The following is a 20,548-nucleotide window of genomic DNA, read 5'->3' as shown; positions in this document are numbered from 1 at the left end:
TGTAATTTAGCAGTCATTGGTTATTTTAAAATTTTCACTTTAACAGTTTTACGTCCCCATTTTTGAGCAGCGCTATCTGATCCAAGTAAGATATCGATACGGTTACCTTTAATTGCACCACCAGTATCTCCAGCGATAGCTTCTCCGTAACCTTCTACCCATACTTTAGATCCTAATGGGATTACTTTCGGGTCAACAGCGATCATTTTCATGTTTGGATTCGCAGTTAAATCATGACCCATTGCAGTTAATACACGGCCGCCATATGTGCCACCGTTTTCGCTCGGGTGAGCTGTATATGCTGTAGCTACAACTGTTAACTCACGACCACCAGAAGGTGTGTTAGTTTCAGCAGCTTTTACAGCAGGCTTAGCAGCTGGTTTTGCTTGCGCTACAGTTGTTTGAGCCTTAGCTGGTGCTTCAGCTTTAGCAGGAGCAGTTGTTTCTTGTTTCTCAATTACAGGTGCTGTACCTGTTAAGAAAGGAACATGAACATAAGCTGTTTTCCCGTTATATTCAAATTGTAACCACTCATTTTGTACTTGGTTTGTTGTTTCGATTACATCGTCTTTCTTCAACTTTCCAAGAACCTCTGAGTTTGTGTTCGCTTCAGCACGTACGTTTAATACGTTAGCTGTTACGTAGTAGATGCTTTTTGTGAACTCTGCACTTACGAATGCGTCTTTACCGTTTAAAGTAACTTTTGACCATCCGTTCTCTGTATTTTGTACATCTATTTTATTACCGTTTAGTAATTTACCGACAACTTTTGATTCCGTAGTAGGGTTTTCGCGTACGTTTAGTACGTCTGTTGTTACAACAGTTTCTGCATTAGCAGATGATGTGAAAATCCCAAGACCAAAAACTGCTGCTGTTGCTATACCAATTAATTTTTTCATGATAGCCTCCATTGCGTTTGTTTTCGTGTCCTCATTATAGCAACAGATTTTTTCGGATTTGGGGAAAACACACAATTACAAACCATTCGTAATAAGTCGTTAATATCCTGTAATATAACAAAAAATATAGGAAAGCGTTTTTCATTCTATATGACTCATAGGTTTCTAGTTATATTCAAAATATTTAATACAACATGTTTTTTTCGACGTAAATAAAAATATTACAGGAATGTTACATGATGTTTACTAAACGATTACATTCCTTGAGTATTTTACCGTTTTATGGGTAATATAGTTATATAAACATAAACATTTTGTTTGTGAAGCTATAAACATGTGCTATATACTAGCAAAAAAACCGCATAATTGTTACAAAACGAAAGGGTTGCAAGGAAGAAATTTGCCCTTTTTTACATATGTAACACATCCTTTTTTAGGAAAATACATTCCTATCCGCGTTTTTCTCACACAATTTGACAGCAGTATTTCTAACTTGTAGCTCTTGCAGAGTAAAAAGGTTATACGAAAGGTAAGGCTGTCCATAAGAATTCGAATTGGTGAAGGTGAAAGTAAGAAAATCACCGCAAAATTATAGTTTTCTATCCGATTTTACATATCGGAATTTATGTTATTTACAAAAGCGAAACCTACGAAGGGGGATTTGATGAGGAAACTGACAAAAACATTCATCGTTTCATTAACATTATGTATTGCATTTACAATTTGGGGGATTATTCCCGAATCTATTATTGGAAAAGGTAGTTTAGGAAATGTAACAACCGCAATTCAAACTGCATTAGTTAGTAAGTTCGGCTGGTTTTATATTATTTCCGTTTCTATTATTTTAGGTGTGTCTATCTTTTTAATTGTTTCGAAATACGGTTCTATTCGTCTAGGTAAAGATGATGACGAACCTGATTATAGTTATATGACATGGTTTGCTATGTTATTTAGTGCTGGTATGGGTATCGGCTTAGTTTTCTGGGGCGTTGCCGAACCATTAAATCATTTATACGCACCTCCGTTTGGAGATAGTGCAACTGAGGAAAGTGCGCGCCTTGCACTGCGTTTTTCATTTTTCCATTGGGGATTACATCCTTGGGGATTATATGCGTTTGTAGCGTTATGTATTGCTTATTTTACCTTTAGAAAAGGAAAAGCAAGTACGATTAGTGCGACAGTAGGTCCGTTATTTAAGGGCGGGGAACACGGGCGTATTGCTCATTCATTTGATGTGTTAGCTGTTTTCGCAACTGTGTTTGGTGTTGCAACGTCATTAGGTCTCGGTGCAAAACAAATTGCAGGTGGTGTTAGCTATTTAACATCTATCCCGAATTCATTAACGACACAGTTAGTTATTATTGCAATCGTAACAGTTCTTTTCATGTTATCTGCACAAACAGGTCTTGATAAAGGAATTAAATATTTAAGTAATACGAACATTATTTTTGCGTTTGCACTTATGATTATTGTATTATTTGCAGGTCCAACAAACTTTATTATGAATTACTTCACTTCAACAATAGGTTCGTATATTCAGGAATTGCCAAGCATGAGTTTCCGTTTAAGTCCATTGGATGAAGGCGGAAATCAATGGATTCAGTCATGGACAATTTTCTATTGGGCGTGGTGGATTGCATGGTCACCGTTCGTAGGTACGTTTATTGCTCGTGTTTCACGAGGTCGTACAATTCGTGAGTTTGTTATCGGTGTGTTACTTGTACCGACCGTAATCGGTGCGCTTTGGTTCTCCGTTTTCGGCGGGACTGGTATTCATATGGAGCTGTTTGGTGATGCACATATCTTTGAAAAAATTAAAGAGATGGGAACAGAAGTAGGATTGTTTGCTATGTTCGATCAGATGGGAAGCTTTGGATCAGCTTTATCTGTTTTAGCGATTCTTCTTATTTCTACATTCTTTATTACATCTGCAGACTCTGCAACATTTGTTTTAGGCATGTTAACGACACATGGTAGTTTAAACCCACCAAATCGTATTAAAATGATTTGGGGTATCGTTCTAGCCGCGATAGCTTCTACCTTATTATATATTGGCGGATTAGAAGCCTTACAAACGGCAGCTATCATTGCAGCATTCCCATTCGTCTTTGTTATTTTCTTTATGATGGCAGCATTATTTAAAGAGTTACAAAAAGAAGGACGTATGAAGCGTCATTAGTAATAGAAGGAAAAGAGCTGATTTTATATCAGCTCTTTTTTTAATCCCTCTATTTGTCGGGCAGTAAGCCCCCAAACTCAAAAGTCAGCAAAAGCAAAGAAATCGGGCTGCCTGTAAAAGTCTGATTGGTGATGACTGATTAAAATCTCACTTTATATAGAAGGAATTTGAAATGCGGGTAGGGGAAATAAAATACTTTACCATATAAGTAGTATGCCTTTTATACGAAGAAAAAACGCTAGGTTTCGACAATATTCGATCCCTTACGAATTCTATTCATATTTTTGACAAAAAATTGTCGGAAATGTGTTGTCACGTTTATATATATGTGCTATATTATTTCCTGTAAGCGATTTCAAATAGTTTTAAAGCGCATTCAAGGGGGACATCTAGAATAATGAAACGTTACGAAAGAAAGTGGAAGCATATTTGTTTGAAACGTGTGGCACATCGTAGTGTCCAAGAAAGCACGGAACCTAAGACTGAAACGCGCAAAGAACAGCAAGAGAAGCAATTGGTTCTACAAAAATAGCAATCACTTTTTCGTATATAAATGAAGGTCGATCGTTCGTTGGGGGATGGACGTGAAATTACTTTCAGCTAAGGGGTATTGTCTGATATATAATTTATACGGCAATAAATAAGCACAGAGCATACGGCGCTCTGTGCTTATTTTTATTATTTATCTTTTTTGAATCGAACTGTTTTATCCCAGCCAATGACTTGTTTCTTGCTCTTTGCACGTAAGTATAAGATTAAGCTACGAATAAATAAGTACGTAAAGAGCTGTGCGTACGTAAAGTACATAATAACGCTAATAAAAATATTAGTCGGTGTAAAGGTTCGTTCGACACTCTGGGCACTAAATAATTGAGAAACATATGTAATATATGCGACATACCACATAAATAGTAGCGGAATGCTATATTGAATTTGGAATATCCCGAGCAGCCCAATTACAAACCAAACGTTCGAAATGATTAGGAATAGCCAAAATACAACATACACTAGAACTTGTTGTAAGGAATGAACAAGCAGCTTTCCTTTAAAGAAACTTAATGATGAGAACATTTTTTCTAAAATATATAAATTTCCTTGGAGCCAACGTGTACGTTGTTTAATAAGAATTTTTAAATGCTCTGGTTCTTGTTCCCAAGTAACTGATTCTGGGACGATTGGTAAGAGATAACCTTTTTGTGTAATTCGTAATGTTAATTCAGCATCTTCTGCAATTGCGTAAGGGTCATAGCCACCAAGCTCTTCTAGTGCGGAGCGACGAAGAAGCATGTTTGTTCCTGTCAGCGAGCCCGTTTGGAATAGTAACCAGCGTCCAGATTGCATAAGGAGCTGGAAGATTTGGAATTCTAGCGAAATCATTCGCGTCAACCAGTTTCTTTTTTCGTTTACTGTACGAACGTGTCCAACAGCTCCAACAGCATCTTCAGTTGTTTCAGCGTGCTCTACAAGCATTCGCAGTGCGTGTGGTTCAGGTTGGTTATCTGCATCGTAAACACAGAAGTACTCACCATCTGAAATACTAAGCCCATAGTTTAGTACACGTGATTTACCCTTCGGTTCACCGGGAGGAACACGAATATGGCGAATATGAGCATAAGCTTTGTCGAAATCATCGCCGATTTCAGGTGTTTCATCTTGAGAGTTATCATTTAATAAATAAATAGTTAGCTTTCCTGGATATTCAATCTTTGCCATCGCCTCTAAAGTATCTTTAATAACGACGCCTTCATTATGGGCAGGTATGAAAATATCGACGCTCGGATAATGTTCTAGCGTACGATCTTTCCGTTTACTATTTCGGTGAATTAAGCCCGCGATTGTTAAGAAAGAGTAGTAAACGAGTAAGCCAGAGAATAGAAAGGCCGTAAAAATAAGTACATATTTAATTGAAAATGTGATGCTAATCCAAAAAACGAGTACGCAAAACAGAAGGAATAAAAGAAGTATAACGAGAGTCATCATAACAGTGTCTGTCCTTTGTTTCCAATTTGCTCGCGTGAAATTTTTATATCTTTGATTGCTTCAGCAGCAAGCCATTGCTCCATTTTTGGTTTTAGGCGGTTCATTACAATGTCAGCACCAGCTTCATTTGTGTTTTGTAATAAAATAACTAGCGTATTATTATCATATTCAGCAGCAAGGTCAAAATCATTCCTTACCGTTTCAACTAATAAAGAAGCTACACGGTCCATAACACTTTCCTTTGTATATTTACTAAAGGAAGTGAAATCAAAGTAAACAATAATGCCTGTTTCATTACGACGATTCATTGCAGTCGTTAATAACGCTTGGCGTCTCTCGAATTCTTGTCTTGTTAGTAATTTGGATTCTCCAATATATTGTTCCAATGTTCTCACACGCTCAGTTAAAGCTTTATTTTCATGAATCACTTTTTTCAATAGGTGAGTTGTTATATATACAATGAAGAAGTTAGCTGCCATCAGGAAGTGGGTAATCATATATTGCCATTGATCTGATGTACTCCATAAGTGAAGCCATGCTTGATAGAACAAATAAAATACGGAAATAATGGTTCCTAGTATGAAGAAAACAAATGCTGTTTTGTCAGCTAAAAATAAGAATAGTACATTTACGATTATGTATATTATTGTAAAAATGAGAGCATGCTCATATTTCGTCACATATACAGTAGTAAAATAAAATACAATTTGTAAAATCCACATAGAGAGGATTTTATAGAACTTATCTTTCACAAAACTTTCCTCCTTAAAGCTATTTCATCAATAGATACTTGTAGTATGCGCAATTATTAAGAAATTGACCATGTCGTGAAACTCTTTTGAAGGGCAACAACAAGTAGTATCTCTATTTTCATAAGAAAAATAAAAAGACTTAAACATTATTGTATCATAATGTGCTTATATTTAGGATAAATTGATTAATAGATACATAAAAGACGTTTGGATTGCATGAAAAAAGTCTCCTCTTGTAGAAAGAGAAGACTCTATATAAGTTTATAGGAACATCATACCTGCAACTGCTGCGTTTAAGAAGTTCGCTAATGTACCAGCGATAACTGCTTTAATCCCTAATTGTGCAATTTGTTTACGGCGAGTAGGAGCTAACGTTCCTGTTACACCTAATTGAATTGCGATAGAAGAGAAGTTTGCAAATCCACAGATTGCAAATGTTAAAATTAGATTTGTTTTGTCAGAGAACTCTGCCATGTGTGGTCCTAAGTTTGCGTATGCAACGAATTCGTTGATTGCAAGTTTTTGACCGATAAAGCTTGCTGCTTGTATCGCTTCACCAGGAGAAACCCCGATTAAGATTGCGAATGGTGATAATAAGTAACCAAAGATTAAATCAAGGCTAAGTTTAATATCGAACAGAGAACCAACCCATCCTAATAATCCATTTAATAAAGCGATTAATGCGATGAAAGCCATTAACATTGCTGCTACGTTAATAACAAGTTGCATACCTTCAGATGCGCCGCGTGCAGCTGCATCAATAACATTTGCGTCTTCACGTTCTGTAGAAAGTTCAACGTTATTATCTACTTTTTCTGTCTCTGGCATGATTAGTTTCGCAATTAATAAGCTCGATGGAGCCGCCATAATTGCAGCTGCTAATAAGTGCTCTAACGGAATACCCATTGCTGCATAACCGACAAGAACGGATCCAGCAACAGCTGTCATACCGCTTACCATAATAGTGAAGAATTCACTATTTGTTAAGCGTGCTAAGTAAGGTTTAATTAAAATTGGAGCTTCAGTTTGTCCTAAAAATACAGTCGTTACTGAGTTTAGGCTTTCTGCTTTAGAAGTTCCAAGAAGTTTACTTAATGCACCACCAACGATGCTAACAAATTTCTGCATAATACCGAAATAATATAAGATTGCTACTAATGAACTAATAAATACGATTGGAAGTAGTGCTTGAATAAAGAATACAAATCCCCAAGGTCCCTTTGCGTTGACTAAATCCCCAGTAACGAACTTAATTCCCTCGTAAGAAAAATTAATTAATCCTTGAACACCGTCAGCAGCGTGTTTTAAACCTGCTTTACCAGCGTCCCATCGTAATACGATAAATGAAAATGACATTTGTAATGCTAGCGCAATTAAAATTGTGCGCCAATTAATAGCTTTGCGGTTGGAAGATAGTAAGAAAGCAATTGCTAATACTCCAATCACGCCGCCAATTCCCCATAAAAGATTCATGCAGTGTATGCTCCTTCCTCATAGTAAAAACAGTGTATAAACCAGTTGTCTATACGTTTGCGAATATAACATCTTTAGTAACTTATCATAATGGACATCGGAGGTCAAACGTCTAATGAAAAGTTTAAATAAAAAGAAAATTCTTCAAAAAAACACATATAAAATAAATAGACATGAAATAGGTTATGTTTTTTATGAAAATATATACATTATGATAACGTTATGCATTGTTTTTGCAGAATAAAGTGTATGAAATGGAAGAATGGATACATTATTTTTGTAGAGAGAAGGTAGGAGAAAGGGAGTAATATGTTGAACTCATAGCAAAAAAGCCTTCTAGTAAACTAGAAGGCTTTGAAACTATTAATTAAGGTGCTTTCGTGTATCCTAAGAAGTGGCTCTTCCAATAAGAGTTACTTAATGAAGCGATTGCGACACCTTTATCTCCAGCTTGGATAAACGATCCGCCTCCAAGGTAAATACCCATGTGTGAAGGACCAGATTTATAAGTGTTTTGGAAATAAATTAAGTCACCCGGTTGTGGACTTGAAGTTTTTGGTAGGCTACTCCAATATCCCGCAACACTTTGACGGCTAATGTTATGACCAAATTTCTTAAATACGTGGTAGATGTAGCCACTGCAGTCTACGCCGTTAGCAGAAGTTCCGCCCCAAACGTACGGTACACCTTGCATTGATTTTGCATATGCAAGTACGGAAGAACTGTCGCCGCTATTATTGCCTGTATTATTATTGTTGTTATTGTTTTGATTGTTATTTTGGTTATTGTTAGGCTTATTATCTACTGCGCCTCCAACTGGTGTTTTAGACAGGTAACGTGTTCCGATATAACCAGTTTGACCGTTGTAGTTAATTTTGCTCCATCCAGAGTTTTCAGAGATTACTTGAACCTTCTGTCCTTGTGGAAGTGCGCCTATGATTCTATAATTTGTACCTTCGCCGCTACGTACATTTAGTGCAGAAGCATTAATGTAGTAGTCGCCAATTGCACCTTGGTTAGGTTTTTCAGGTTGTTTTGGTTGCTCAGGAGTAGTAGTGCCACCTTTAACGAATTTCACAAATTCGCTACTAACAAAGCCTGTTTTTCCTTGGTAATTTACTTTAAACCAACCGTTTTCAGATCCAACTACGTTTAATGTTGTACCATTTAAAACGCCACCAATTACACTATGGTAAGCGGCAGGGCCTGTACGAACACGTAGAGATGTAGCGTTAACCACGTAAGAACCACCAGTTTGAATAGTTCCATTATTATTGTTTTGCTCTTGTTTGTTGCCTTCTGTAACGTTTTCGTTAGAACCGCCTTTTGTTACGTAGTCTTTGCTTACATAAGCAGTTTGTCCTGCGTAATTGATTTTGAACCAATCTTGAACTTCGCCAACAACTTGTACTACTTGTCCTTTTTTGACAGAACCTACAGTTGTATGAGAAGTGCTAGGACCTGTACGAACGCGAAGGGAAGATACATTTACTGTATAGTTTCCGCTTGCTGGTTTTACTTCTTGGTTGTTATTATTCGTATTGTTGTTTGAAGAACCTGCATTAGAAGAAACGCCAGATACGAATTCGCCACTTACATAACCTACTTGTCCATTATGGTTAATTTTCACCCAACCATTTTCTTGTCCAATTACGTTTAATGTTTGTCCTTCATATACACGCCCAGAAACAGAACTAGATGTGTTAGGAGCTGTACGTACACGTAATACATCAGCGGTAACTTTATTGTTTCCACCTGTACTTACATTGTTGTTTGCTGCGCCACTTTTTGATACAAATTCGCCACTAACAAAGCCTGTTTGTCCATTAATGTTAATTTTGAACCAACCGTTTTCTTCGCCAATCACGTTTAGTGATTGACCGTTATAAACGCGTGAGATGATGTCGTGAGAAGTGCTTGATCCCGCACGAACATGTAATACGCTCGCGTTTACCTTATAAGATGAGCTGTTTGATGCAGAAGCTTGGACAGTTGTAGCAGCTTTTTGTGTATTTTGTTCAGGTGCAGCTTGAACACTATCAAGTGTAGGTGCTGCTCCTCCTGCTACAGACACTGCCGCAAGACCGGCAAGATACTTTTTCATAATTTGTCGATTCCTTTCTGTCTGTAATGTAGTGAAGAAATATTTACCAACTGTTAAAAATTCTAAAGAGCATGTCGATTACTGTCAAGACTTATATAGGAATCTGAATATGACAAAAAGATTACAAGAAAAAAATCAAGGCATAAAATTACACCTTGATTTCCATTTAAATGCATATATTGAATATGAAAGGACAGAAATTATTCGTGTTTAAGAAGATGCCATATTGGATTGTAATAAGATTTGATTAAAAGATTTTTGCAGTTTTTTGGTGATAGGCCCAACTTGCCCATCTTGAATCGCGGTCCCATCAAGGTGGGTCATTGGTAAAATTTCAATCGTTGTGCCTGTAAAAAAGCATTCATCTGCTTGATAAACGTCACGAACGCTGAAAAGTTCTTCCTGCACAGGAATGTGAAGAGTATTCGCTAAAGAAAGGACATATTGACGAATAATGCCATTTAAAATAAGGTGATTGGCTGGATGTGTGTAAAGCGTTCCGTTTTTAATTAAAAAGAAGTTGGAATGGCTCCCTTCCGTTACAATACCGTTCCTTACGAGAAGTGCCTCTTTACAGCCTTTCCGTTCAGCTTTCGTAGCAGCTAGTACGTTTGGTAATAAATTTAATGATTTAATGTCACAGCGTAGCCATCGAGTATCGGGTTCTGATATAGCGCGTATACCATATTCAATCCATAAAGCTGGTCGTTCTTTTTTTGTAATATAGGCATAAATTGTCGGAGGGTTGTCATATGAAAATACATGTGTGCGAGCTTGTACACCACGAGATACTTGCAAATAAATGATGCCATCTTCGTGGAAATGGTTTCGTTCAATTAATTTGTAAAGTAAAGTGATGAGCTCAGCTTTTGAGAAAGGGAGCGATAATTCTACTTCTTCCATGGATCGATATAATCTCGTTATGTGCGGATCTAATAAATGAAAGTTCCCTTTATATAGGCGAATAACCTCATAGACACCATCTCCGAACTGCGAACCTCTCTCTTCAAGTTCTATGTACGTTTGTTGTTTTGTTGTATCAATAACTTCATCATTCCAAAGTACAAATTTTTCGTATGCCAATTTCCGTCCCATCCTTTCGTAAGTACGTAAGTAACGTGAAACTTTCATTCATGCGAGATAAAAATCACTATAGTAATTTTTATGTGAGCAATTCTCTACATATGACCGTATATGTATTTGTAAATCATAGAGAAATAAGGATGATTTACCCCGCATTAACGGCAGTAAAGCCCCTACTTACAAATTCGGGTAGAGCAAAGAAGTGAAGTGGGCGAATTACTGCCCGTAAATGCCCGATTGGTGAGGGCTGATTAAAGTTTCACTTTACAGCATTTTGTATATACAAATTCGAAAATAAGAAATGAGAATCCTGCTTTTAAATAAAAAAAAGCAACATTCTTATGGAATGCTGCACAAGGAGGGTAGCTATCTTTCATAGGGACATTGTCTCGTTGAATGCTTTGTGTATGGAAACAAAACAAGTTGAAAGACAATTATAAGAAAGTAGAAACAAAAGATTTACACATTTCTTTAAGGGATCTTACGAAAGATGAGAGATAAGAAATATGTAGAACCTCGTTTACATATTTTATTATAGAGATTCTTCATTAACACTATGTGAATATTTGGTAAAGGTTATGTAATTTTAAAGTTAATGAATATAAGTAGTTGTATGGAAGAAAATAAAAAAGAGGCTGAGATTACTCAGCGCTCTTCTTTTCTTCTTTAATAACTGTTTTTACTTCACCAGTTTTGATCTTATTACTTTCAGAGAAGCGAAGTAAGTCACCTTCAATGATTTTATCAGACATGTTCAATTCATTTTGGGCACGATCAATTAGTGGTTGGGATTCTTCTTTCGGTAATTGTACAACTTCGCCAGTAGCACGGTCATAGAATGTACTGTTTGTGTACATGTATTTATCTGTAACGAAGCTACCGTCACGAAGAACAACAAATCCTTTATTATCAGGTGAGAATACATCATGACCGAATCGAACGTCATTTGTAGAATCTACACCAAGTAAGTTTAGAATAGTTGGTTTAATGTCAATTTCACCAGTTGGTTTCGAAATTGTTTTACCTTCTTTTTGACCTGGAACGTGAATAAACATCGGTGTTTTTTGTAAGTTCATATGGTCAAATGCAGTGATTTCTTCTTTTCCTAAGAACTGTGCCATTGCACGGTTATGGTTTTCAGAAATACCGTAGTGGTCACCGTAGAATACGATTACTGAGTTGTCGTAAATACCTTCTGCTTTTAGACGCTCAATAAAGTGTTTCATTGCTTCGTCTAAGTAACGAGCAGTTACCATGTAACGGTCAAATACTCCATCACCAGAATTATATTCGTCGATTAATTTTGTACTGTCATCGTAAGTGAATGGGTAATGATTCGTTAAAGTAAGGAAGCGAGTATAGAATGGTTGCTTCACTTGTTTTAACATATCAATAGATTGATCGAAGTATTCGATATCTTTTAATCCCCAATTTAATTTTGTTTCTGGCGTAATCTTGTAATCAAGCTCGTTGTAGTAACGATCATAACCAAGTGCTGGATACATAATGTTACGGTTCCAGAATGTTGCGTTGTTTGCGTGGAATACCGACGTGTGATACCCTTGCTGACGTAAAATTTCTGGAGTTGCTGTATATTCATTGTTACCGTGTGTAAAGAATACAGCACCGCGGTCTAGTGGATATAACGAAGTATCTACTAGGAATTCAGCATCAGATGTTTTACCTTGACCAGTTTGATGGAAGAAGTTATCAAAGTAATAACTTTCTTTCGTAAATTGGTTTAAGAATGGTGTAACTTCTTGTCCGTTAACTGTTGCACCAATTAAGAATGTTTGTAATGACTCAAGAGAGACAACAATTACGTTTTTCCCTTTTGCAGTACCGAACATATTTGGATCTGGTTTACTTTGTGTTGTTTTTACGTAGTTTTCTGTTTCTTGTAATTTACTACCGTCAGCGAACGCTTTTTGTGAACTTGATTTTGCTTGTAAGCCAAGATCGTATACTTGGTGTACATATAATCCTAAGTTTTTAACAAGCATAACGCGGTCGAATGAACGTGTTAATAGTTCTGGGCGTTCAGCTTCTGCAAGTCCTAAGTTTGCGAAGAAGATAGCAACTGTTGATACGAAGTATAGGGAACGCATCGGGCGTGCTACACGCTCTGTAGGTGCAAAGTTTTTCATTTTCTTCAACAGAACGAAGAATATGATAATGTCTGCAAATGCAAGGATAATTTTGTAGTTAAATAATTCTTTCACACTAGAACCTAAACTTCCGAAGTTAGATGTTTGTCCTAGCACCGGTAATGTAACGAAGTCATTGTAGAATCCGTAGAACATTACGTTACCAACAAGAACGATTGTTAAGACAAAATTAATTCCAAGTGCTATATAGTTACGTTTTTTCCCTTTTGCAAATAATGCAAGACCAACAAGCAGTAATGATGCTGCTAATGGGCTAAGGAATAAAATGAATTCTTGCATGAAAGATTCAAGTTTTAAATCAAAGCTTGTGCGTGTAATAAGGTAAGTTTTCAGCCATAAGGCTAAAGCTACGAATACAGTGAAACGCACATTTTGAAATTGTGATTTCAAGGTTTCTTTCATTCATTTCCACCCTTTCTCTATCAGGCTTGGTCGATTTTGGAGCGAAAAATGTTAAAATAAAAAATACATAGTTTTCTTGGCCATAATTAAAGGTTCTATATTCACCCATATACGACTATAACTATGCATACCCTTTTGGTTTCTTTTGTTGCTCATAAGCATAACGTCATTTCTGTATTATACAACAAAATTCATTTCTGAGAAACACTATAACATTTTACATTTTTTGTATAAGGTTTGTCACTACCAGAGAAAACTTTAACATTCGTTTATATGTCCGTCAACTAGAAAATATAACAAAGGTAGAGCAGAATGTTAAGTGGAAGTGAAAATTTTCTTTGTTGAGAAATAAGAAATGAAGATGGGTAAGGGTTATCTAGAAATCTATTATATGAAGGAAATAGTGTGAAAATTAACGAACACTTGTTCTTTTTTAGTTTGTTTGTTACAATGAAAGTTCATTGATAGGTTTTGTGTAATTTCCATGAACTTTTACTGATAACATATTGTAGCTTATTTCTTTTTAAAAATAGGGAGGCTTTTACATGAAACAAAAATTTTCAGTTGAAGCGTTTTGGAAGAAAGTAAAACATGTTGCAAAGCAAGCAGGGCAGTCGGTCATTTATGCAAGTTTATTACTGTTTTACGTTTTACAAAGACCCGATGTTCCAAAACGAGTGAAAATTATTGTAATTGGAGCACTTGCTTATTTTATTGCACCGATTGATGCGATTCCAGATTTCATTGCTGGAATTGGCTATACGGATGATTTAGGGGCGTTAACGGCCGCACTAATACAGGTGTCGTTATACGTCAATGAAGATGTGAAAGATAAGGCACGTGTGAAGTTGGCAGAATGGTTTGGTTCGGATATAGACACAACATTTATCGATCAGAAATTAGGTCAATAGGTGAAATCTGTCATAAGGTGACAGGACGAACATAAGCGAGGAAGTGCATTATGCCATCAGGAAGAACGCATACGAAAATAAACTTAATATCCCTTCCGGTTGTTTTGTTTTTGCTCTTTTCGTATGGATTAACAAATTTTGATTTTTTATTAACTTTTGCAATTGGTTTTTTAGTAGGTACTTCATTTTTAACACCAGATTTAGATACGTACAGTAATGCTTATAACAAATGGGGTTTCTTACGTATATTTTGGTATCCTTATAAGAAAGTAATGCCGCATCGATCTTTCTTTACGCATACGATTATACTTGGTGATGTGATTCGTATTGCGTACATGTTAATCGTCTTTTCTCCATTTTTATTACTATTAAATGTAATCGCACTGGATGGTAATTTAATAGAAATTGCGAAGAAGCATGAGGTTGAAATTGTAACGTTCTTAATGGGAATTGTTGTGGCAAGTACGCTCCACATTATAGCGGATAAAGTGAATACGCGCCGAAAGAAAATGATGAGAAAAAAGAAGAAACGCAGAAGATAAAGTGAACGAATTAGGAAAAGGGCCCCTTGCAAATTGCAAGGGGCCCTTTTTAAACAAACATTTGTTTAAAATTAAGCTTTCAGCACTTTAATTCCTTTTACAATGTTCCAGATGAAGTAGTATAAGCTGATGATTCCGCAAATAGCTAAGACAATCATTGATCCAATTCCAAGTGTTACATCTGGTTGATCAGATCCAAGACCCATAATTCCTAGAATAGTTACGCCAATGAATGTAGCGATACTTGGAATGATGTGTGTCCATAGAGCACGTTTTGCATGTGGTTTTGTTTCAGCGTCTCCCACAATCCAAACGATAATAGGGAATAAGATAGGGGCAAATAGTACACTAAAGTATGATAACGCAGCTAATATTTTATTTCCGTTCATATATATCACCTCATGAATAATTTCTGTTGTTATACTATTATTATGCAATAATTTTGGCAAACTTCCTATCGATGAACATTACAAGAACGTGACGATTTTGTAAGATTTTCTGTTAAATAATAAAATTTTCAAAAAAATCTTTTTTAATAGAAATTGTTATGGTACAGTATAAATGAAAGTTGTTGAAAACGTTTTCTTAAACGTTTTTTTATTTTAGGCTTAAAGGTATGATGACCTGATAGTCTATTGATGAGGTTATTCTATTTAAAAGGGGATTCTTTAGGGGGAGAGAACAATGAACACATGGACACAAGTTTATGATCCATTCGGAAACATTTGGATTTCGGCAGCGGTCGCACTTATTCCGATTATCTTTTTTTTCTTAGCTTTAGCAGTTTTCCGCATGAAGGGGTATGTGGCAGGATTTATTACAGTTGTACTTACAGTTTTAGTAGCGTTATTCGCTTATAAAATGCCGTTCACGATGGCAATGGCAGCAACCGGATACGGTTTTTTGTACGGGTTATGGCCAATTGCTTGGATTATCATTATGTCCGTATTTTTATATAAAATTTCTGTAAAAACAGGTCAATTTGATGTGATTCGTGCATCGGTATTATCGATTACGAACGATCATCGTCTACTCGTTATTTTAATTGGATTTTCATTTGGAGCATTTTTAGAAGGAGCGGCAGGATTTGGGGCACCAGTAGCGATTACAGCAGCGCTTCTTGCGGGTCTTGGGTTAAATCCTTTATACGCAGCAGGTCTTTGTTTGATTGCAAATACTGCACCAGTGGCGTTCGGAGCGATGGGAATTCCGATTACAGTTGCTGGACAAGTAACAGGTATTGATCCACATAAAATTGGACAAATGGCTGGGCATCAATTACCGTTCCTATCATTATTTGTTCCATTCTTTATCGTATTTTTAATGGATGGATTTAAAGGGATAAGACAAACGTGGCCTGCGTTACTTGTAGCGGGTAGTTCATTTGCGATTACGCAGTTCATTACAGCGACATTTTTAGGACCGGAACTTCCGGATATTACATCGGCACTTGTAAGTTTAATTAGTTTAGCGCTGTTCTTAAAAGTTTGGCAGCCGAAAGAAACTTATCAATCTGGGCAAGCAAATAGTGAAGTAGCAGCAACAATGACAGTAGCATCGATGCCAAAATTAACGTTTGGAAAAGTAGTGAAGGCATGGTCCCCATTTATCGTATTAACGGTTATGGTAGTCATTTGGAGCCAAAGTTTCTTTAAGGCATTATTCGCTCCAGGAGGGACTTTAGAAAGTCTTGTATTTAAGTTTGAAATTCCAGGTCTGCATAATCTAGTAATGAAAGCAGAGCCAATTGTAAATAAACCAACGCCTTACGAGGCAATTCTGAAGTTTGATGTATTATCGGCAACTGGAACAGCGATTTTAATTGCTTGTATCATTTCCATGTTTATTTTGAAAATGAATGTAAAAGATGCAGCAGTGACATTTAAAGAAACGTTAAGCGAATTAAAAATGCCAATTCTATCTATCGGATTTGTACTAGGGTTTGCATTTATCGCAAACTATTCTGGTCTATCTTCTACGTTAGCGTTAGCATTAGCCGGAACTGGCGGACTATTCCCGTTCTTCTCACCATTCTTAGGCTGGATTGGCGTATTCCTAACAGGGTCTGATACGTCTGCGAATGCACTGTTCTCAAATTTACAAGCCATTACAGCGCAGCAAGTCGGCGTATCTGAAGTGCTTCTTGTTGCAGCAAATACAACAGGCGGTGTAACAGGGAAAATGATTTCCCCGCAGTCGATTGCAATCGCTTGTGCAGCAGTTGGTCTTGCTGGAAAAGAATCGGATTTGTTCCGTTTTACAGTGAAACATAGCTTGTTCTTCGTCATAATTGTGGGGATTATGACTTATGTTCAGGCATATTATTTAACTTGGATGATACCGTAATGTCTATTATAGAAATGAGAATAAGCATAAATGTAGTTATATAGGGATTTTACTGTTGTATAACGTAGGGTTTAAAATGATGAAACACCACTTATGGGGCAGATGTAAATAAGGAATTTTTTTGGAAGTGGTTTTTAGGGCAGAAAAAGAAAGATAATTTTTAAATAAAATAATTGAACAATGTTGTTTATAAAGCTCAATTTATTAAAGAAAGTCTTTCTTCTAAAATTGAAGATAGCTTGTCTTGACAGGGTAAGTGAAATAGACGGTGGATCACCTTTAATAATTTTGAGCTTTTTTATTTGTATAAAAAATAGAAACAGTTATTACTTAGTAGAAATTTTATATATGCAACTATGTAACGCATAGTGCTTTTAACAAGAAGTGGTACTTGTTACTGAAATATATTATATCTTTAGGTTTATATATGATTAAAATGTCTGATTTTTTAATTTTTACTTTTATCATCTATAGTAAAATTGAATTATAGAATTGGTAGAACTGAAAAAATATAGGCGAGGTGTTAAAATGGCCAGAAGTACAGAGTCAATGCAGAGAGCAATTTATTCACATGGAGATACCGTAAGATACATAGAACCTGATGAGGCCATTACTATACGAGATCAAGGATATATTAAAGGGTATACTTTATATTGTGAAAATCATCTTAAATCTGGTTGTAAAGCTGAAGTCAAGGTGGTAAACAGAGGACCAGATAATCGTTTTTTTAATTTGATGCCTGAGGGAGAAGGGCGAGAGGGACACTGTATCGACTGCTCATATATTTTGAAGACTATTCCAGTTAGAGAGCGATTTAGGGATGTCCCCAAAGACAAAAAGTTAGTAGTGGATATAGATGAACGAGATATGTTTGGCAGCAAACAGACTAAAGTAATAAAATCGAAAGAAAAGAAAGAATCTGCAAAGAATCAAGTTTTAGCAGTTCCAGAGAAAATTATTACAAGGAAGGTTCCCGGAGTTAGAAATGAATATATTAGAACTATTAGTGAACTTATTGAATTACTGCATAGTAAAGATGATTTAATCATTAGAAACGTATTAAGGCAATTATATGTTACTAATAAACTATATAAAAGAGAAAGCTATCAATTGTTATGGGAAAAAAGGCCTAATCATACATTTATAGTTGAAGGTTTTTTAGATAAAAATGACTTAGAGAAATTAGAGCAAAAAGGGTATGGGTTTGCTTACCCGTTCTATAAAAATAAACCAGATCAAATACGTATTATGCTGATTTATAATGGGAATGGAAAAAAGAGATTTCAAATGACATTAAAAAGTTTACTGAAATGGATCGATAAAAAGACAGATGGAAATCGAAAACTGGCTCTTATAAAAGGGAATATCGTTGATTATTATGAAGATAAAAGAATCATTTTGTTAAATGTAAGAGATATTGATATTAAATATAAAGTAAAAGAATATAGTGCAGAGCAAGTTTCTCAATTTAAAGAGACGAAAAATCTGCCGTTACAAAAGGATAAAGCAGATAACGAAAAGGTAATTAACTATCCAGAATGGAGTGAAGAAAACAAGAAGCAGCCGTCATATGAAGAAAAACTAAGAGAAGTTACGTCTAAAAGTGTTAGGGAGATGCCACCTTTAAAATCTAAGGAATTACCAAAAGAGACAGTTATTCCAATCAGGACGAAGAAAATAGATGTACTTACAACGGATTTTTTGCTTCAGTTTATTGAGGATGCGCATCTGCAAAGAATGAGGGATACAAGTGTTGGAAAAGTGCCTTTAGCAAGATGGTTTGATTCATATTCTGAAAGTGAATATGCAATGATTCCGTTAGAAAAGCTTAAAGGGGTTGATAACTCTAAACGAAGAGAAGGGAGTTGGCTAGAACAATTATATAGTTTGAATAGAATACGACAGAATTTAGAAAGTGTTCAGAGATATGGGATTGAAGAGTTTAAGGAATTTATAAAAAAGGAATCAGATATTATCTTTGATTACTATCAGGATTTCGATAGTTATTATGTTTCGATGCAGGGAACACATAGAAGTGTTATAGCAAAAGTTTTGAATATAGATTATATTGGGGCTAAAATAACTACAGTCCATAAATTAAATGGAAGATTAGAGGAAGAGAAAGAGCAATTTAAAGAGCAGTGGAGAAATTTATTAAATATTATTAAGGAGATTAACCTTGTTACTAAATATGATCCTAATAAAAAATGTATAAATCTTTATGCGAGTAACAATGTATTTATTATCTCCATTAAAAATATTCAACCACCAACCCTTTATCAAGATGGAAAATATAATTTTGGTTATTGGATTTCGGTATTTAAAGATATAAAAGCTGAGGGAGATAAATTAAATAAAAAACCATTATTATTACGGAAATGGATTTTATATTATAAAAAGAAAAGTAATGTTTTTTGGCGTTCGAAAGAAGAGCATTACTATAAATTGTTAGAGAACTATACTTTGAAAACAGAGATAAAATAAGTTGGCTTTTAGGCTGTGATGCTCTTTCTTATCTAATAAAATGTATTCTTATGACTGTTTTCTTACCTACAATACCTACAGTTACGGATAATCAAGATATCCTTTGAGCAAGTAGCGTTTCAAAATGGCTGCTTGTTTTTTTACTTGCTTCTTCTAATAAATGAGCGTATATATTCATGATTGTCTGTATATCGCTATGTCCTAAACGTTCTGATATGACTTTTAAATTTTCGTCTTGCGTTAATAAATAGGTAGCATGAGTGAAACGTAGCCCGTGTAATTTAATATGGCGTAATCCATGTTTTTGGGGGAAATAATGCCACCTACTGCTAGCTTTTTCAGGAGTAAGTGGTTTACCAGTCCATGTTGAGAATAAGAAGAAATGTTCTTCACCTTCCTACAGATCACCACAGGCAATACGTTTTTTAGCCAAGTACTTTTTATATTGTTTTAATTTGACTGTAAAAGCAGGAAGGATAGAAATAGTTCTTTTTGATTTGCTCTTTTTAGGCTCTTTTAATAGTATCTCTTTGCCTGCTCTGCCAACTGTTTGTTGGATATGAATCATATCATTATCAAAATTAAGATGTCCCCATTCTAAGCCTAATAGCTCGCCCCTACGCATGCCAGTAACGATAGCTAATTGGAATAGCATCTTATTCATTTCTTTTTTTTGCTCCGTTAAAGCCAAAATCTTAATGATTTCCTTTTGATCGTAAGGCTGTATCTCTTGTTTCTTTCCTTTTAATTTTGAGCCATCCATAGAGTTCTTCTTGATAAATCCCCATCCCATTCACAAGCCTTTTTGAATAGCATTTTAACTCTTGTATGGATTGAATTTATTGTGGTAGTTGCTAATCCCTTAGTTGGTAAATTCTCATGGAATAAAGTAACTAAATGGAACAGTTTAGAAAGGGTATTGAACGCCAAGACTCCTGTAGCAATAAGGGGTAAAGATGTTGTCTCCTGTTAAAACTGTTTAAAAGCATCGTATAACGTGGATGATTCCGTAAAAAACAAAAGAAATAAACTTTGAATTTTTCAGATTATGGTGTATGATGGGAAAGTATTGAAAATTAAATCAGTGATAAACTAGGGGTGCCTAACGTATGCGTAGGCTGAGAGAGAAGCGCGTGAACTTCTTAACCCTTTGGACCTGATCTGGCTCGTACCAGCGTAGGGAAGTTAACGGCTTTACATAATGATGTCTTTATGAGCCAGGTCC

At 35.7% G+C, this 20,548-nt stretch carries 14 protein-coding genes, 1 pseudogene and 1 riboswitch; of the genes and pseudogenes, 6 read left to right on the top strand and 9 right to left on the bottom strand.

The window, feature by feature from the left end; all coding sequences use genetic code 11:
- Positions 1 to 20: 20 nt before the first annotated feature.
- Positions 21 to 899: a cell wall-binding protein EntA gene (locus MHB52_RS26860; protein ID WP_000733353.1), complete on the bottom strand. Its 879-nt coding sequence runs from the start codon at positions 897 to 899 to the stop codon at positions 21 to 23.
- A 664-nt stretch (positions 900 to 1,563) separates the two neighbouring features.
- Between MHB52_RS26860 and opuD the strand changes: the two genes are divergently transcribed.
- Positions 1,564 to 3,078 (top strand): glycine betaine transporter OpuD, encoded by a 1,515-nt coding sequence (gene opuD, locus MHB52_RS26855; RefSeq protein WP_001229104.1) that lies wholly within the window; start codon positions 1,564 to 1,566, stop codon positions 3,076 to 3,078.
- A 397-nt stretch (positions 3,079 to 3,475) separates the two neighbouring features.
- Positions 3,476 to 3,610, top strand: coding sequence for a hypothetical protein (locus MHB52_RS26850; RefSeq protein ID WP_000833067.1), 135 nt, complete (start codon positions 3,476 to 3,478; stop codon positions 3,608 to 3,610).
- 146 nt (positions 3,611 to 3,756) lie between these two features.
- Here the strand turns inward: MHB52_RS26850 and MHB52_RS26845 are convergent, their stop codons facing one another.
- From MHB52_RS26845 to MHB52_RS26820, 6 genes are all read right to left on the bottom strand, one after another.
- Complete coding sequence (locus MHB52_RS26845; protein ID WP_000988751.1) at positions 3,757 to 5,058, bottom strand: glycosyltransferase family 2 protein; 1,302 nt, start codon at positions 5,056 to 5,058, stop codon at positions 3,757 to 3,759.
- Positions 5,055 to 5,810, bottom strand: a complete 756-nt coding sequence (locus MHB52_RS26840; protein WP_061664417.1) for a diguanylate cyclase — start codon at positions 5,808 to 5,810, stop codon at positions 5,055 to 5,057. The genes MHB52_RS26845 and MHB52_RS26840 overlap by 4 nt, the downstream gene beginning before the upstream one ends.
- 261 nt (positions 5,811 to 6,071) lie before the next feature.
- A complete protein-coding gene (locus MHB52_RS26835) occupies positions 6,072 to 7,283 on the bottom strand; it encodes a NupC/NupG family nucleoside CNT transporter (protein WP_001051029.1) in 1,212 nt (403 codons plus the stop codon).
- 367 nt (positions 7,284 to 7,650) lie between these two features.
- Complete coding sequence (locus MHB52_RS26830) at positions 7,651 to 9,387, bottom strand: C40 family peptidase (protein WP_000760292.1); 1,737 nt, start codon at positions 9,385 to 9,387, stop codon at positions 7,651 to 7,653.
- 210 nt (positions 9,388 to 9,597) lie between these two features.
- The gene (locus tag MHB52_RS26825; RefSeq protein ID WP_080119342.1) at positions 9,598 to 10,482 is read right to left on the bottom strand and encodes a D-amino-acid transaminase; all 885 of its coding nucleotides are present in this window, start codon (positions 10,480 to 10,482) and stop codon (positions 9,598 to 9,600) included.
- Positions 10,483 to 11,111: 629 nt separating this feature from the next.
- Positions 11,112 to 13,040, bottom strand: a complete 1,929-nt coding sequence (locus tag MHB52_RS26820) for an LTA synthase family protein (protein WP_000665350.1) — start codon at positions 13,038 to 13,040, stop codon at positions 11,112 to 11,114.
- Positions 13,041 to 13,585: 545 nt separating this feature from the next.
- Between MHB52_RS26820 and MHB52_RS26815 the strand changes: the two genes are divergently transcribed.
- Positions 13,586 to 13,951 (top strand): YkvA family protein, encoded by a 366-nt coding sequence (locus MHB52_RS26815; RefSeq protein WP_000810369.1) that lies wholly within the window; start codon positions 13,586 to 13,588, stop codon positions 13,949 to 13,951.
- A gap of 50 nt (positions 13,952 to 14,001) precedes the next feature.
- Complete coding sequence (locus MHB52_RS26810; protein WP_001139060.1) at positions 14,002 to 14,493, top strand: metal-binding protein; 492 nt, start codon at positions 14,002 to 14,004, stop codon at positions 14,491 to 14,493.
- A gap of 71 nt (positions 14,494 to 14,564) precedes the next feature.
- Here MHB52_RS26810 and MHB52_RS26805 read toward each other — a convergent pair whose 3' ends face one another.
- On the bottom strand, positions 14,565 to 14,882 hold the full coding sequence (locus MHB52_RS26805; protein ID WP_001014099.1) for a DUF4870 domain-containing protein: 318 nt from the start codon (positions 14,880 to 14,882) through the stop codon (positions 14,565 to 14,567).
- A gap of 295 nt (positions 14,883 to 15,177) precedes the next feature.
- Here MHB52_RS26805 and lldP point away from each other — a divergent pair, with 295 nt between their 5' ends.
- Together lldP and MHB52_RS26795 are read left to right on the top strand one after the other, a co-directional pair.
- The gene (gene lldP, locus MHB52_RS26800) at positions 15,178 to 16,839 is read left to right on the top strand and encodes an L-lactate permease (RefSeq protein WP_061664416.1); all 1,662 of its coding nucleotides are present in this window, start codon (positions 15,178 to 15,180) and stop codon (positions 16,837 to 16,839) included.
- Positions 16,840 to 17,367: 528 nt separating this feature from the next.
- Positions 17,368 to 19,323 carry a hypothetical protein gene (locus MHB52_RS26795; protein ID WP_061664415.1) on the top strand — a complete coding sequence of 652 codons (1,956 nt, stop codon included), beginning with the start codon at positions 17,368 to 17,370 and terminating at the stop codon, positions 19,321 to 19,323.
- A gap of 91 nt (positions 19,324 to 19,414) precedes the next feature.
- Here the strand turns inward: MHB52_RS26795 and MHB52_RS26790 are convergent.
- Positions 19,415 to 19,978: pseudogene (locus tag MHB52_RS26790) on the bottom strand (site-specific integrase).
- Positions 19,979 to 20,407: 429 nt separating this feature from the next.
- Positions 20,408 to 20,523, top strand: a riboswitch (TPP riboswitch).
- Positions 20,524 to 20,548: the final 25 nt, after the last annotated feature.

This window comes from Bacillus sp. FSL K6-0073, from assembly GCF_038006085.1.
In the GTDB taxonomy this organism is placed as follows: Bacteria; Bacillota; Bacilli; order Bacillales; family Bacillaceae_G; genus Bacillus_A; species Bacillus_A cereus.
This window is presented reverse-complemented; position numbering and strand designations above follow the sequence as displayed.

Bases quoted from the DNA above. Each gene is read 5' to 3' on its own strand.
- MHB52_RS26860 (WP_000733353.1), bottom strand. From the start codon at position 899: ATGAAAAAATTAATTGGTATAGCAACAGCAGCAGTTTTTGGTCTTGGG.
- opuD (WP_001229104.1), top strand. From the start codon at position 1,564: ATGAGGAAACTGACAAAAACATTCATCGTTTCATTAACATTATGTATT.
- MHB52_RS26850 (WP_000833067.1), top strand. From the start codon at position 3,476: ATGAAACGTTACGAAAGAAAGTGGAAGCATATTTGTTTGAAACGTGTG.
- MHB52_RS26845 (WP_000988751.1), bottom strand. From the start codon at position 5,058: ATGATGACTCTCGTTATACTTCTTTTATTCCTTCTGTTTTGCGTACTC.
- MHB52_RS26835 (WP_001051029.1), bottom strand. From the start codon at position 7,283: ATGAATCTTTTATGGGGAATTGGCGGCGTGATTGGAGTATTAGCAATT.
- MHB52_RS26830 (WP_000760292.1), bottom strand. From the start codon at position 9,387: ATGAAAAAGTATCTTGCCGGTCTTGCGGCAGTGTCTGTAGCAGGAGGA.
- MHB52_RS26825 (WP_080119342.1), bottom strand. From the start codon at position 10,482: ATGGGACGGAAATTGGCATACGAAAAATTTGTACTTTGGAATGATGAA.
- MHB52_RS26820 (WP_000665350.1), bottom strand. From the start codon at position 13,040: ATGAAAGAAACCTTGAAATCACAATTTCAAAATGTGCGTTTCACTGTA.
- MHB52_RS26815 (WP_000810369.1), top strand. From the start codon at position 13,586: ATGAAACAAAAATTTTCAGTTGAAGCGTTTTGGAAGAAAGTAAAACAT.
- MHB52_RS26810 (WP_001139060.1), top strand. From the start codon at position 14,002: ATGCCATCAGGAAGAACGCATACGAAAATAAACTTAATATCCCTTCCG.
- MHB52_RS26805 (WP_001014099.1), bottom strand. From the start codon at position 14,882: ATGAACGGAAATAAAATATTAGCTGCGTTATCATACTTTAGTGTACTA.
- lldP (WP_061664416.1), top strand. From the start codon at position 15,178: ATGAACACATGGACACAAGTTTATGATCCATTCGGAAACATTTGGATT.
- MHB52_RS26795 (WP_061664415.1), top strand. From the start codon at position 17,368: ATGGCCAGAAGTACAGAGTCAATGCAGAGAGCAATTTATTCACATGGA.